General features: G+C 70.8%; 13 protein-coding genes. 3 read left to right on the top strand and 10 right to left on the bottom strand.

Annotated elements, in window-relative coordinates; translation table 11 throughout:
- Positions 1 to 7: 7 nt before the first annotated feature.
- The 4 genes from BX283_RS22410 to BX283_RS22425 form a co-directional block, all read right to left on the bottom strand.
- Positions 8 to 1558 carry an SCO6880 family protein gene (locus BX283_RS22410; protein ID WP_101389322.1) on the bottom strand — a complete coding sequence of 517 codons (1551 nt, stop codon included), beginning with the start codon at positions 1556 to 1558 and terminating at the stop codon, positions 8 to 10.
- The gene (locus BX283_RS22415) at positions 1555 to 2931 is read right to left on the bottom strand and encodes a hypothetical protein (RefSeq protein WP_180357224.1); all 1377 of its coding nucleotides are present in this window, start codon (positions 2929 to 2931) and stop codon (positions 1555 to 1557) included. Before BX283_RS22415 ends, BX283_RS22410 begins: the two co-directional genes overlap by 4 nt.
- The gene (locus BX283_RS22420; protein ID WP_101389323.1) at positions 2921 to 3766 is read right to left on the bottom strand and encodes a hypothetical protein; all 846 of its coding nucleotides are present in this window, start codon (positions 3764 to 3766) and stop codon (positions 2921 to 2923) included. Before BX283_RS22420 ends, BX283_RS22415 begins: the two co-directional genes overlap by 11 nt.
- Positions 3767 to 3973: 207 nt before the next feature.
- Complete coding sequence (locus BX283_RS22425) at positions 3974 to 4282, bottom strand: hypothetical protein (RefSeq protein WP_101389324.1); 309 nt, start codon at positions 4280 to 4282, stop codon at positions 3974 to 3976.
- A gap of 395 nt (positions 4283 to 4677) precedes the next feature.
- Between BX283_RS22425 and BX283_RS22430 the strand changes: the two genes are divergently transcribed.
- Positions 4678 to 5445 carry a serine protease gene (locus BX283_RS22430; RefSeq protein ID WP_101389325.1) on the top strand — a complete coding sequence of 256 codons (768 nt, stop codon included), beginning with the start codon at positions 4678 to 4680 and terminating at the stop codon, positions 5443 to 5445.
- Here the strand turns inward: BX283_RS22430 and BX283_RS22435 are convergent.
- The 6 genes from BX283_RS22435 to BX283_RS22460 all read right to left on the bottom strand — a co-directional run bounded on the left by BX283_RS22435 (position 5385) and on the right by BX283_RS22460 (position 11409).
- A complete protein-coding gene (locus tag BX283_RS22435) occupies positions 5385 to 5954 on the bottom strand; it encodes a hypothetical protein (protein WP_257583526.1) in 570 nt (189 codons plus the stop codon). The two genes, BX283_RS22430 and BX283_RS22435, sit on opposite strands and share 61 nt — an antisense overlap.
- Positions 5951 to 7840, bottom strand: coding sequence for an alpha/beta hydrolase (locus BX283_RS22440; protein WP_101389326.1), 1890 nt, complete (start codon positions 7838 to 7840; stop codon positions 5951 to 5953). The genes BX283_RS22435 and BX283_RS22440 overlap by 4 nt, the downstream gene beginning before the upstream one ends.
- The gene (locus BX283_RS22445; RefSeq protein WP_101389327.1) at positions 7837 to 8241 is read right to left on the bottom strand and encodes a hypothetical protein; all 405 of its coding nucleotides are present in this window, start codon (positions 8239 to 8241) and stop codon (positions 7837 to 7839) included. The genes BX283_RS22440 and BX283_RS22445 overlap by 4 nt, the downstream gene beginning before the upstream one ends.
- A 207-nt stretch (positions 8242 to 8448) precedes the next feature.
- Positions 8449 to 9057: a hypothetical protein gene (locus BX283_RS22450; RefSeq protein ID WP_180357225.1), complete on the bottom strand. Its 609-nt coding sequence runs from the start codon at positions 9055 to 9057 to the stop codon at positions 8449 to 8451.
- Positions 9054 to 10949 (bottom strand): alpha/beta hydrolase family protein, encoded by a 1896-nt coding sequence (locus BX283_RS22455; RefSeq protein WP_257583529.1) that lies wholly within the window; start codon positions 10947 to 10949, stop codon positions 9054 to 9056. Before BX283_RS22455 ends, BX283_RS22450 begins: the two co-directional genes overlap by 4 nt.
- 7 nt (positions 10950 to 10956) lie before the next feature.
- Positions 10957 to 11409 (bottom strand): hypothetical protein, encoded by a 453-nt coding sequence (locus BX283_RS22460; protein ID WP_101389329.1) that lies wholly within the window; start codon positions 11407 to 11409, stop codon positions 10957 to 10959.
- Between the two features lie 205 nt (positions 11410 to 11614).
- On the opposite strand from BX283_RS22460, the gene BX283_RS41655 reads away from it, so the two are divergent.
- Together BX283_RS41655 and BX283_RS41660 are read left to right on the top strand one after the other, a co-directional pair.
- Entirely contained in the window at positions 11615 to 12577 is a 963-nt protein-coding gene (locus BX283_RS41655; RefSeq protein WP_257583532.1) for a serine/threonine-protein kinase, read from the top strand.
- Entirely contained in the window at positions 12574 to 13305 is a 732-nt protein-coding gene (locus BX283_RS41660) for a hypothetical protein (RefSeq protein WP_257583534.1), read from the top strand. The genes BX283_RS41655 and BX283_RS41660 overlap by 4 nt, the downstream gene beginning before the upstream one ends.
- Positions 13306 to 13329 lie beyond the last annotated feature (24 nt).

Here is a 13329-nt window from a genome sequence, read left to right on the forward strand (position 1 = left end):
CTCTCGGCTAGCGGCGGATGCCGGTCGCGAACGGCAAGGTGTTGACGAAGGCCCGGTGGTGCTCGCGGTCGCACCACTCCAGCTTCAGGTACGACTTGCCGGCCGAGGCGCGGATGGTGCGCTTGTCCCTCGCCAGCGCCTCGGGGGAGCGCGCCGACACCGTGATGTACCCGACGAGGTTGACTCCTGCCGCGCCGCTGGCGAGATCTTCACCCCGTTGGTCGAGGCGGCCGTGGGCGGCGATGTCGCGCGGGTCGACGGTCCGGTTCATCTTGGCCGCGCGCGAGGCCTCGGCCTCGTCGTTGGTCTTCTCGGTGAGCATGCGCTCGATGGCGACCTCGGTGGGTTCGAGGTCCATGCAGACCGCGACCGTACGGATCACGTCCGGGGTGTGGACGAGCAGGGGGGCCAGGAAGTTGACGCCCACGGGGGTCATCGGCCACTCCTTCACCCACGCCGTGGCGTGGCACCAGGGCGCGCGCGTGGAGGACTCGCGGGTCTTGGCCTGGAGATAGGTGGGCTCGACCGCGTCCAGCTCGGCGGGCCAGGCGTTGCGCTTGGTCATGGCCTGGATGTGGTCGATGGGGTGGTCCGGGTCGTACATGGAGTGCACGAGCGAGGCGAGCCGCCCCTGGCCGAGCGGCTGGCGCACCCGGATGTCGGCCTCGGCAAGCCGGGCGCAGATGTCGGTGAGCTCGCGGGCCATGACGACGGCGAGCCCGGCGTCCCGGTCGAGCTTGCGGCCGGGCTGGGGGCGGGCGGCGCGGGCCATGGCGTGCGCCTCGGCGGCGAGTTCGCGCGAGTACTGCATACAGGCGACGAGATACGCCCGGTGCTGCTCGCTGGAGGTGGACACCATGGACTGGAGCTGTTCGTACGACTCCTGGAGCCAGCCGGGTGAGCCGTGGTCGCCGCGCTGGGCGACGTCCTTGGCGTGCGCGTCCGGGTCGGCGGGCAGGGTGCGGGCGAGCATCTGGAGGCGGGTGACGAACCCGTCGCCGTTGGCGACGTGCTTGAGCAGCGTGCCGAACCGGTCGACGAGGGCCTCCTGGTCCTCCGAGTCGCGCAGGCCCACGCCGGGGCCCTCGATCTCGATGGCCGCGGTGACGGTCCGGCGGTCGGCGTGCAGCAGGACGGCGATCTCGTCGGGGCCGAAGGGCGCGGCGAGCCAGCTGATCCGGCCGATGCCGGGCGGCGGGCCGACCTCGACCTCGCGCCCGTCGCCGCGCACGCCCGCCTCCATGGCGGCGGAGCGGTAGGTGGTGCCGCGGCGCAGCGAGCGCTTGTAGCTGCGGTTGATCTCGAACCACTTGTAGAACGTGCGGTGTTTGTACGGGAGGTACACCGCGGCGAGCGCCAGCATGGGGAAGCCCATGAGCAGCACGATCCGCAGGGACAGGACGGGGACCAGCAGTCCGGCCATCATGCCGAGGAACGCGCCGCCGATGATCAGCGCGATCTCGCCGGTCTCGCGGTTCTTGCCGACGATGGCCGACGGCCGGGCGCGGCCGATCAGATACGTGCGGCGGGGCGAGACCGAGTGGGACTGGGTCGTCAACGCCCTCCACCTCCTGTGCTCTTGTTGCCTTTGTTGCCGGTGTTGCGGCTGCTGTGCGGGGTGCCGCTGGTGGGTCCGGAGCCGTTACGGGGCGGGGGTGCGGCGGAGGGGACAGATCCGCCGCCACCGCCGCCACCGCCGCCGGAGGAGCCCCGGCTGCTGTGGGCGGCCACGCCGCCGGACATCGGGTTGGCGGGCCGGGGCTGGGCGCTGTTGTTGCCCTGGTTGCCGCGGCTGCTGTGGGTCTTGATGCCCTGGGAGACGAGGGCGGCCGGGGAGGAGATCACGGCGGCGGCCTGGGAGCCGTCGGTGGCCTGCTTGCGGTTGGTGCGGGCGGCGGCGATCTCGTCGCCGAAGCCCGGTACGAAGCGGTAGATCATCGCGGAGGCGAAGATGGCCAGCAGGATGATGGCGAGGCCGGAGACGACGGCCTGGAAGGAGTCCGGACCCTTCCCGGCGGAGAGGGCCCCCGCCAGGCTGAGCACGATCACGATGATGGGTTTCACCAGGATGATCGCGATCATGATCCCGGCCCAGCGGCGGACGTGGCCCCACATGTTCTTGTCGACGAGTCCCGAGTACACGACGACGCCGAGCAGCGCTCCCACGTACAGCAGCAGGGCGCGGATGTAGAGCTCGAGGAAAAGGATGCCGGCGGCCAGGATGGTGACCAGGGAGACGACGATCAGCATGATCGGGCCGCCGCCGATGTCCGTGCCCTTCTTCAGCGCGTCCGAGAACGACCCGAAGAAGACGTCGGTCTGGTCGCCGGTGCCGGCGGCGATGACGTCGGTGACGGCGTCGGTGGCGTTGACGACTGTGTAGAGGATCAGCGGGGTGAACGCCGAGGCGAGCACGGTGAGCCAGAGGAAGCCGACGGCCTCGGAGATCGCGGTCGTCAGCGGCACCCCGCGGATCGCCCGCTTGGCGACGGCGAGCAGCCACAGGACGAGCGTGAGGATGGTGGCGGCGGCGAAGACGACGGCGTAGCGGCCGAGGAAGGCGGGGTTGGTGAAGTCCACCTTGGCGGCGGTCTTCACGAACTTGGAGAGCGTGTCGACGACCCAGACGGCGGCGTCGGCGCAGCCGCGGGCGAGGGAGGTCAGGGGGTCGGCGGGGTCGCCGGGGGCGACGGTGCCGCCCCTCTGCGGCGCGCCCGAGGACCCGCTGTCGCAGTAGTCCCGGGCCGGCCCGGAGATCAGCGAACAGGGGTTGCCGCTCTTGTCCGGCGCCGGTGACGGCGAGGTGCCGGGCGGCGTCGGGGTCGGCGTCGGGGCAGCCGCCGCGCGGGCGGCGAACAGGAAGACGGCCGTGTGCAGGACGGTCACCGACGTGACGAGCGCGCGCGTACGGCCGCGAGGGCTACCGGGCATACGTGAACCCTCCGAATTCCTTGACGGCGTTCGCGATCTCCTCGGAGCCGGACACGGTGTTGTCGCCGGTGACCGGTGTCGGACCCTTCTTCTGCGCGGTCTCCAGGACCTTCCAGTCCGACCCGTTCCAGGCCAGCTTGAGCGTCATCGTGAACCAGTTGGTCGTCACCGGCTTGGTGGACTTCTCGCCGGTGAGGCCGAACAGGCCGATGCACCACACGTCGACGCTGGTGGCCTGCGGCGAGTAGCTCTGGACCTTGGTGCCCGCCGGGACCGTCCGGTTCACGAACGTCGTGCCCGCCGGGGCGGCGCCGTCCGCGGTGAGGCCGATCTGCTGGTTGAGACCGGGCGAGTAGTTGGTGTCGAAGCCCGCCTGGAGCTTGTCCTTGCTGGTGGCGTCGGCCACGGCCTCGACGATGGTGTGCCGGTGCGCGGCGTTGAACATGCCGTCGGAGCCCAGCGCCACCGCGTAGTTCGCCGCCGCCGACTGCGCCCCCTGTTCCGTCTGGGGGAAGCCCGTCGCGATGCCGGCCGTTTTGCCCTGGACCGGGTTGACTCCGGTCGCGGCCGTCGGCTTCGCGTCGGAGTGGTCGGGGTCGTCGGAGGAGCCGTCGCCGCCGTCGCCGCGGTTGGCGAAGGCGATCGCGGCGACGAGCAGGACCACCACGCCGACGACCGTGAGCAGGGAGCGCGAGGGGCGGACGGGACGGCGGGCGCCGCCGTACACGTCGGCGCCCTCGCCCTCGGGCAGCCGGGTGCGCGTCTGGCGCGTACCGCCGACGGTGCTGTACGCGTCCTCCGTGCGCCTGGAGTCGTGCTCGTCGCCGAGGCTCATGCCGCGTACGCCCCCTCAACCCTTCGCTGGTCCGTCGTGTAGTACGACGGTAGCCGTGCTGGTTCCCGCGCGGGCGCGGTGTGGTGACTCGACATCAGGGAGACGCAACCTCAGCCGGTGGGCACGACGGACGGATGGTGTGGGGGAGGGCCTGGGCGGGCCCTCGGGGGACGGACGCGGCGGGACGGGGCCGGACCTGAGGTCGGGTCAGACGGCCATCCCGTACACGATGGTGAACAGCGTGCCGAGTGAGCCGATGATGAAGACCCCGGTCAGCCCGGCCACGATCAGACCCTTGCCCTGTTCCGCGCTGAACGTGTCGCGCAGCGCGGTCGCACCGATCCTCTGCTTGGCGGCGCCCCAGACGGCGATGCCGAGGCACAGCAGGATGGCCACGGCCATCACGACTTCGACCATCACCCGGGCCTCGTTGCCCAGGCTCCCGAACGGGCCCCAGTTGGGCGCGATCCCGCCGATGATCGTGGTGATGTCGCCCTTTTCTGCTGCCAGGTACACGTAACTCACCGCCCCTGTCGGGTAGTTCGATGCCCCTGCCCCATGGCATGGGTCAGGCTCTATCTTCGCTGATGAAACCGCCCGGGTATGTCGACTTGGCGGCTCTCTTTACGCGAAACCGCACAGCTGTGCCGGTCGCACCGCCCTGACCTGCGGTGGACCGGTTCTCCACGGATTCACGTATGGTTACTCTGTGTATCACGCAGGGTGACTCCGGGCAATGACTGTCGTTGGTGCACTCTGGGCCTGTTCGCTAGAGCCGGGCTCGCGTTCGAGGTCGGGGGCAGGGTCGGGCTGCCGCTGCCGCCGGCGGGCGCGGGAGCCGAGGCGCTTCACAGACTCTTCTCAGAAAAGTTCCAGGGGTGTTCTCAGGTCCGCGCGTCAGCGTCGGGGCCATGAGACACGTCTCCCGGCTGCGAGCCCTGTCGGCGGTGGCCGTGCTCCTGGTGACCCCCGGCTACGGGGACCGGGAGCCCGGATCGGCCGGTACGACCGTCACGGCGCCCGCCACGGCCGCCAACGCGCGCGTGGGCGCGCTGTTCGACGGGGGTCTGGACGGGGACCACTTCTGTACGGCGTCGGTGGTGCACAGCGAGGGCCGGGACGTGATCGTCACGGCCGCGCACTGCCTGGACGACCAGGACGACGCGGTGTTCGTGCCGGGCTACCGGGACGGCCGGGCGCCGTACGGGACGTGGCCGGTCGAGGACACGTACACGGACGACGCGTGGCAGGAGGACCGGAGCGAGGACGACGACGTGGCCTTCGCGGTCCTGGGGCCCGGGTCCCTGACCGGGGCCCGGGTGGAGGACGCGGTGGGCGCGGCGCGGCTGGCCGTGAACGCCCCGGCCGGCGGCGAGGTGACGGTGGTCGGCTACCCGGGCGAGGCCGACACCCCGCAGTCCTGCACCACGCGCGCGACGCCCTTCGGCGACACGCAGCAGCGCGTGGAGTGCCCGGATTACCCCGGCGGCACGAGCGGCAGCCCGTGGGAGGCGGCGGACGGAGCCGTGGTGGGGGTCATCGGCGGGTACGAGGAGGGGGGCGATGATCCGGATGTGTCGTACAGCGTGCGGTTCGGGGGGACGGTGGGGGCGCTGTATCAGTTGGTGGCGGACCAGAAGGGGTCGTGCATGTCGGGGCGCCAGGGGAAGTCGCCCTGACGGGGCGCGGTGTTGGGCGCGGGCGTCGGGGCGGCCACCGGGGATTCGGTGAAGCAGGGCGTGGCGACACTGAGGTGGAACTGTCCCGCGTATCCGACGACGACGTCCATCCGGAAGTCGTCGGGAGTGCTGGCATAGATCGCGGGCAGTTCCTTGTCCTGGTTGACACCGGTGATCTTGAAGCCGCGCGACTTCCAGTTGCGCTCGATGACGCCCAGGAGGGCTCCACGGCGCTGTTCGGAGACGACGGTCATGATGCTGATGCCCCGGGTGACGGAGCCGGTGTTCTTCCGGCCCGGGCAGCCGGAGTCGCTCGACGCCTCATGGACCCAGTGGAGTCCAGGGGTGACTGCGGACAGGGTTTCCTGGAGGAGGGTGTCGGCCTTGTCGGCCGCTTGCTGCATGTTCACCTTCGAGCCGTTCCTTTCGGCGGGGTCAGTACCGGTGAGGCCGCAGCCGGTGGTGGCCAGGAGCGCCAGCACGATGACAGCGGGGCGGCGGGACTTCATCGGGGCTCCTGGGTGGTGATCTTGTCCCCTCGGCCCGCGACGATCCGGGCGATGTTGTCGGCGGACTGTCTGTCCTTTTCGGGGTTGAAGTAGTTGGAGTGGGCTTCGATGTCACCGAGCTCCAGGTGGCGGGGGTCGAAGTCGAAGAGGGGCGGGCCGTCGCCGGTGGCGAAGCGCCGCGCGCCGAACTCGTGGTTCGCGGGGTCGGTACCGAAGTAGATCTGGCTCTCGTCCGTGACGGCGTCACCGACTTCGTAGCCTGTGAAGGCTCCGGCGAGGCCGGAGACGAGGCCCGGGACGACGCCCTGGGCGGATCCGGACCGGAAGCCGGCCTTGAAGCCTTCCAGGGCGCCGACGCCTTCGACGGGGTTCGGCAGCTTGGTGACGACGTCGTTCTTGGCGGCCCCGATGTACACGTGATCCTCGCCGACGCCGAGTTGGTCGGCGGTGTGGGCTCCGGTGCCGGGGCTGCCGACGAGGATGATGTCGTCGGCTCCGGGGATGCCGCCGGGACGCTGGGCAGCCTGTCCGACGGTGAGGGAGCCGTAGGAGTGGCCGATGGCGGTGATGTGGGGGTCGGCGTTCTCGTTCGTGGCCGAGATGCCCGCCATGAACTGGTTGTAGGCAGGCGCGCCCGCGACCGCGTCCCGTCTGCTCATGACGGCCAGATTGTCCGCGAGTTTCTCCGCGGGCAACTGGGGCGCGTCGTACCCGAGCCACACGATTGACGCGCTGGACGGGTCGTACACGCGTGCGCCCTTGACCGTGTCCCGGGCCCGCTGGATGTCATTGCGTGCGAAGTCCGCGTCCAGCGACGTGCCCAGGCCCGGCACGTAGGCCGAGACGTTCCTCGACTCGTCGGGGTTGCCGAAGGCGACGATCGCGCGGCCGTTGCCCTGGTCGCCGATGCCGAGCAGGTACATGGGCGGGATGCCAGGCCCCGGCGTGGCCCGCAATTGGGTGTCGATGGAGCGCAGCCCGTCCAGCTTCGCCTTGGCCCCCTCCCCGTCCTCCCCCGCCAGCTTCCCCATCAGCAGCCGCAGGTTGTCCCGGTTGGCCTCGTCGCGGACCGCGGCCGGGATGCCGTCGAGGTTGCCGAGGATGTCGGGGCACGCCGCGAGGTACTCGTCGCGCTGGGTCGCCGACAGGTGGGTCCACCAGTCGTGGCGGTCGGCCGGGGAGGCGCCGGTGGGGATGGTCTTCTTCAGGTAGTCGCCGGAGACCTCGCGTACCGCCGCCAGGTCGCCCGCCGCGTCCTTCCACGTCGACTCGGTCACGTCCAGGCCCGGCTCGGCCTTGAGGCGGTTCAGGGCCTTGCTGAAGTGTTCGTCCGCCTCGCGGGCCGCCGTGAGCGCGCGCAGGATGCGGTCCGCGATGTCCTGGGCCTTGCCGAAGTTCGGGTTGGGGTTGAGCAGGCCCGGCTGGGGCGCGTTCAAGGACGGCGGGCGGGAGAGCGGCAGGTAGCCGCCCGTCACGCTGCCGCCGGGAATCGGCTGGTTCGTGATCAGGTTCTTGCCGCCGGCCGGGTAGCTCACCGAGCCGTCCGCCGCGACCGTGAAGCCCAGGCTCGCCGCGTCGTCCAGCGCGTCCTTGAGCTGGCTCTGGAAGCCGACCAGTTCGTACACGAGCGAGTTCACGGTCGTACGGACCAGTCCGCACTCGGTACGGATGTAGTCGTAATTGCGGTCCAGGCGCCGCAGGCGGCCCACGGCGGCCGGCGCCGCCATGCCCTTCTGGGTGGCCTCCAGGCTCCGCACCATCTCGTCGCTGATCCGGTCCCGGGCCGCGTCCGCCTGGGTGCTGACGGCGCCCCAGCCCTCGGCCGCGTCCAGGAGCTCGTCGCACTTGAGGTCGTGCAGCTGCTTCCAGGTCAGCACCCCCGTCACCGCTTCCCCGAGTACTGCGCGAGCGCCGACTTCACCCCGGCGTCCACCTCGCCCTGCGCCCACGCCGTCTCCCGCAGGACCGGCTCCAGCGCACCGCACTCGGCCTGCACGGCCGACAGCCGCTTGTCCCACGACGCCAGTACGGACTTGAGCGCGGCCATGCTCGCCAGCCCGGCCGTGCCCGCCTCCGCGCCCGCGTGGGCCGAGGTGAGCTTCGCCTTGGCGGTCGCGGTGTCCGTCTGGAGGGAGTGGGCCGCGCCCGCCGCGTCCGACCACGGCTTGGCACTGTGCTTCAGCTCGCCGCTGCCGCCCGTCGGCCCCGTCGGTCCCGCCGACGCCAGCGACATCGACCCCGACGGCCCCGCCTGGTCCAGCAGCCGCTGCCAGCTCTGCGCGTACACGTACTCCCCCGCGGTCCCGTGCGACGCCCTTCCGCCGCCCCGAAATGACGCTAACGGGGCAGGTGGGGACATGCGCAAGCGCGAACCGGGGTACGGGGAGAAAAAGTCCGCTCGTACGTAGCAGCAGGTCAGGGGTGTGCGCAAGAGGTCTCGCGCTCAGGCGGGTGGGTTCGCGCCGTCAACTTCCGTCGCGGGCCCAATGAGTCTCTACTGGTCGCCCGTCCTGTACTGGGGGTCCACGTAACAGGGCGAGTCCACCGTGATGAAGAGGCCGTCGCGGCCCGCCTTCTCCCACTTGGAGGCGGCCGGGTCGCGCGAGACGAAGTCCTCCTCGACCGTCACCGTGTGATGGAGCTTCATGTCCTCCACGTCGAGCTGCATCTGCTGGGCCTTGGAGTTCGCCTTCTCGAAGCGGTACACCTTCCAGCCGCGCTTCGGCAGCTCCTCGTGGAGGCGTTGCAGCGCGGCCGACAGGACCTCGCGGGACGGGCCGTACGCCTTCCAGAAGTGCTTGACGCGGTAGCCGTGCTCGACCTTCTCGCAGGGGCTGACGTCCGGCGAGCCGTTGGACGTCTCGTACCGCAGGCCCGAGGCGTCCAGGATGACGCTGGACTGCCTGCGGACCAGGTCCTTGGCGTCCTTGACGGACATCTTCCGGGGTGTGTAGTCCAGCCCGTCGTCCTGCATGGCGGTGCATCCTGTCGTGGAGATCAGCGAGGTCAGCGCGATCAGTGAGGTCAGCGCGGTCATTGCGAGCGCGGCGGCGGGGCGGGCCGCGCGCCGCCGAGGGCGGTTCCTGTACGTCATTCCGGTCATGGTTCGAGCGTCACCTTGTCGTACTTGCCCACTGTGACCCGGGCCTGGTTGAGGAGGCTCTGGGTCCCTTCGTCCCAGTACCCACTGTGGCCCCGGGAGCCGTCCGTGGCGACGATGTTGGCGCCGAAGTCCGGGTTGCTCGGGGTCAGCGGCTTGACCACACTCATGCCGTCGCCGTCGATCCACGAGGGCAGCACGTCGATGTCGAGCTTCTTCGGGGCGTGCCCCCAGCCGCCGATCTCGGGGACCGGGTCGCTGGACAGAAAGGGGATATTGACACCCCCGTACTTGTCATCGCCGATGAACGGGATCGGTATGCCCTTCAGGAAGGGCTCGCTGTCGGCGTTGGCCGCCCACACATGACCCTTCTTCACGTCCATCTCGGAGGCGTGGCCGACCTGCTCGCCCGGGCTGCCCGCCACGAAGACGTCGTCGACGGGCAGGGTGCCCTGGCGGGCGGCCGAGCCGATGACCGTACTGCCGTAGCTGTGGCCGACGGCCGTCAGATGGCCGGGCTCGCCTTCGTGGGAGGCGCGCAGGCCGCCGAGGAAGTTGTTGAGGATGGGGCCGCCCTCGTTGGCGTAACCGCTCTGGGGCGCGTCCGTGAGGATGCTCTGCGGGGCGTCGTAGCCGAACCAGGTGACCGTGGAGACCTTGCTGCCGTCGGCCATGGCGTCCGAGGCGCGCCAGAGCGTCTCCATCCGCTTGATGTCGCCGTTGATGCCTTCGAGGTTGGTGCCGGTGCCCGGGACGTACACGGAGGTGTGGGTCGCGGTGTCGGGGTTGCCGTTGGCCACGATGGCGCGGCCGATGCCGTCCGCGTTGAAGCCGAGCAGATACGCCTCGGGCAGCGGGTGTTCACCGCTGCGGTCGGCCTCGCCGGTGCGGTCGAAGCGGGCCTGGATCGCGTCCATGCCCTTGAGCTTGGCGTCCAGGACGCCCCGCTTCTTGTCCCACTTGCGCCACTCGGGGTTCTCGATCATCACCGGCTCGCCGCCCCGCCGCGTCGTGATCATCCGGTCCGGCGCCGGGCCCAGGGCGTCGCGGTCCAGCTGGACCTGCGCGCGGGTCTCGGCCAGCACCATCCGGTTGGAGTCGTCGCGGACCGTGGCCGGGATGCCGTCGAGGGCGCCGACGGCCGCCGGGTAGAGGGTCGCGTACTCGTCGCGCTCCTCCTGGCTCAGCCCGTCCCACCACTTCTTGTTGTCGGCCGGGGACTTGCCCTTGGGGATGCCCGACTCCGGCAGGAACTTGGCGTTCTTCTGGACGTCCCTGGTGTCCGCCGCCGCGTCGACCAGCATCTCGTTGGTGACGTCGAGGCCCGCCGGGGACTTGAGGCGGCGCAGGACGCCCGCGTACCGGCCGTCGATCTCGTTCGCGTCGCGCACCGCCCCGGCGATCCGCTCGGCGATGTCCTCGGCCTTCGCCTTGTTCGGGTCGCCGCCGCCCTCGCCCTTGCCCGCCAGGAACGGCACCGGGGCGCCGGGCCTGGCGACACCGGGGCCGGGGGCGAGCGGCACGGTGACCGCGACGGTCGTCGGGTACTTCACCGACCCGTCCGACTCGACCGTGAACTTCAGGTTCTCCGCGTCCTCCAGCGCCTGCTTCAGCTTCTTCTGCGGCGCGGCCAGCTCGGTGGCGAGCCCGTCGAGCGCGGTACGGATCAGACCGCACTCGGTGTGCAGGTACTGGTAGTTGCGGCTGAGCCGGCCGATGTCGCCGACCGCGCCCTCGGCGGTCCTGCTCTTCTGCGTCTCGTGGATCCGCGCGCGCATCTCGTTGTCGACGCGGTCCTTGGCCGCGTTGGCCCGGCTGGAGACCTTGCCCCAGCCGTCGGCCGCGTCGCTGAACTCGGACAGCTTCACATCGCGCAGTTGCTGCCAGGTGGGCACGGCGGGGTCACCGGCCCTTCGGCTCGGCCGGGGCGACGGCCTTCATGTCGTTGCCGACCTTCACGTCGACCTCGCCGAACTCCTTGCCGACGCTCTTGAGCACGCCGTCGAGCCGCCCGCACTCGTCGCGTACCGCGCCGAGCCGGTCCTTCCAGGTCGTACGTATCTCCTCCAGGGCGGCCGTGGCGCCGAAGCCCTCGGTGCCGGCGGTGACGCCCTCGGAGGCGGAGTCGAGGTCGGCGAGCGCGCCGGCCGTGCCGGTGCGCAGCTCCCCGGCGACCTTGCCGGCGGAGCTCCAGGGGGATTTGCTGAACTGGACGTCGGGGGCGCCGCCGCCTTTGCCGTCGGCGGATTTGCCGTTGGCAGACGCGAGCCGCATCCCGGCGGCGGAGGGCTCCTGCCCGCCCGACCTGAGCGGAGCGCCCGCGAAGAGCTCGTCCCACTGCGCGCTGAGTGCCATGTGCGGCCGTTCCCCCGTTGCCATGCCTTTTGGTTCCCTTTACTTGCCGACGCAACCTAGCAACGATGAGGAGGGCAGGCGAGCCCTGTCCTGTGCACGGCCGCACACCCAAAGTGATCATTTCCGGACATCGCTATTCGGCCAAGTGATCACAACTGGGTCAACGGGCGTGAGGGGCCTGAGGGTTGCATGACAGAGTCGTCCGGTGGACGCGCTCAGAGCCCGGGATCCGGCACACATAGGTACGTACGCCCTGCTCGCCCGGCTGGGCGCGGGCGGGATGGGCATGGTCTACCTCGGCCGCTCGCCGGGCGGGCGGCTGGTCGCGCTCAAGGTGATCAAGGACGAGATCACCGACCACCCGGAGGCGCTGGCCCGCTTCCGCCGGGAGGCGGAGACGGTACGGGCGGTGCGCAGCGCGTACACCGCGAACCTGATCGACGCGTCGCTGGCGGCGCCGCCGTACTGGCTCGCCACGGAGTATGTGTCCGGGCCGACCCTGAGCCGGGCCGTCGCCGACCGGGGCCCGTTCCCGCCCGACACCTGCCGCAAGCTGTTCGCGGCGCTGGCGGAGGGGCTGGCGAGCGTGCACGCGTACGGGGTGACGCACCGGGACCTCAAGCCCCAGAACGTCATCCTGGCCCCGCAGGGCCCCCAGCTCATCGACTTCGGCATCGCACGGGCGGCGGCCGACACGGCCCTCACCCAGACGGGCGTCGCCCCCGGCACCCCCGGCTACACGGCCCCCGAGGTCCTCGTCCGCAACGAGGTCGCCGACGCGGCGGACGTGTTCGCGCTGGGGGCGACGATCGCGTTCGCGGCTACGGGGAGGGCGCCGTTCGGGTCGGGATCGATGGAGGGGGTGTCGTACCGGGCCGTCCACGAGCCCATCGACGTGGCGGGCGTCGAGCCGGAGCTGGCCGCGCTGATCCTGGACTGTGCGGCCAAGGACCCGGCGCGGCGGCCGACTCCGGCGGAGGTCATCGTGCGGTGCGCGGTGACCTCCGCGCTGGTGGAGGACCCGTACTACCAGGCCCTGGCGGAGGGCCTGGCGGACCCGGCCCCCACGACCTCCCCACGGCAACGGCCGCGTCCCCCGTCCCCCCGCCCTACACCCCCACAGTCACCTCGCCCCCGCCCCGCTCCCGCCGCACCCCCTGGCTGGTGACGGTCGCGGTGGCGGCGGTGCTGGGGGTGGTGGGGGCGGTGGTGTTCCGGATGCTGCCGGGTGGGGGCGGGGACGGTTCGGCAGGGGCGTCGGGGCCGCCCGCGCAGTCGGGCAAGCCGTCGGGCCGGACCTCGCCGAGCGGTCCCGCCGGCTCCGGGGGAGCGGCGCAGCCGCCGGGGTACATCGAGAACAACCGTGTCTCGCGCGACTACTGGACGCTGTCCAAGGACCCCGTCACCGCCTCGCACGGGATCGGTGAGTGCCACACGATCGGCGGCGAGGGGAACACGCCGGCCGAGTTCCTGACAGCGGTCGAGAACTCTGCCCGGCAGGACCTCCCGTACGTCACCAAGAAGGCGAAGATCCTGATGCGGATGAAGTACGCCGAGCTGAAGAACACCAGGCCCGATCCGTACTACATCTCCGTCGGGGTGAAGCCGCCGCACGAGATCGACCCCGAAACGGGCAGGCCGTTCGTGGACCTCAAGATGGAGAACAAGACCATCGGCTACACCAGCAAGCCGGTGGACATCTACAGCAAGTGGAAGTCCGGCGAGTTCATCGAGCTGACGTATCCGGACGACTTCACGAGTCACTTCGGGGGCAAGACCGACGAGGCCATCCCGGTCGCCAACGACCCGGGGGACTGGACGGTCGTCTTCTACCACGTCAAAGGCGGCCCCACGGACTACGCGAGCATCGCGTGTTCTGGCTTCCGAGTGAAGTAGGCGGTGAACCGGGCCCGGATGGGG

Source organism: Streptomyces sp. TLI_146, from assembly GCF_002846415.1.
Lineage (GTDB): Bacteria > Actinomycetota > Actinomycetes > Streptomycetales > Streptomycetaceae > Streptomyces.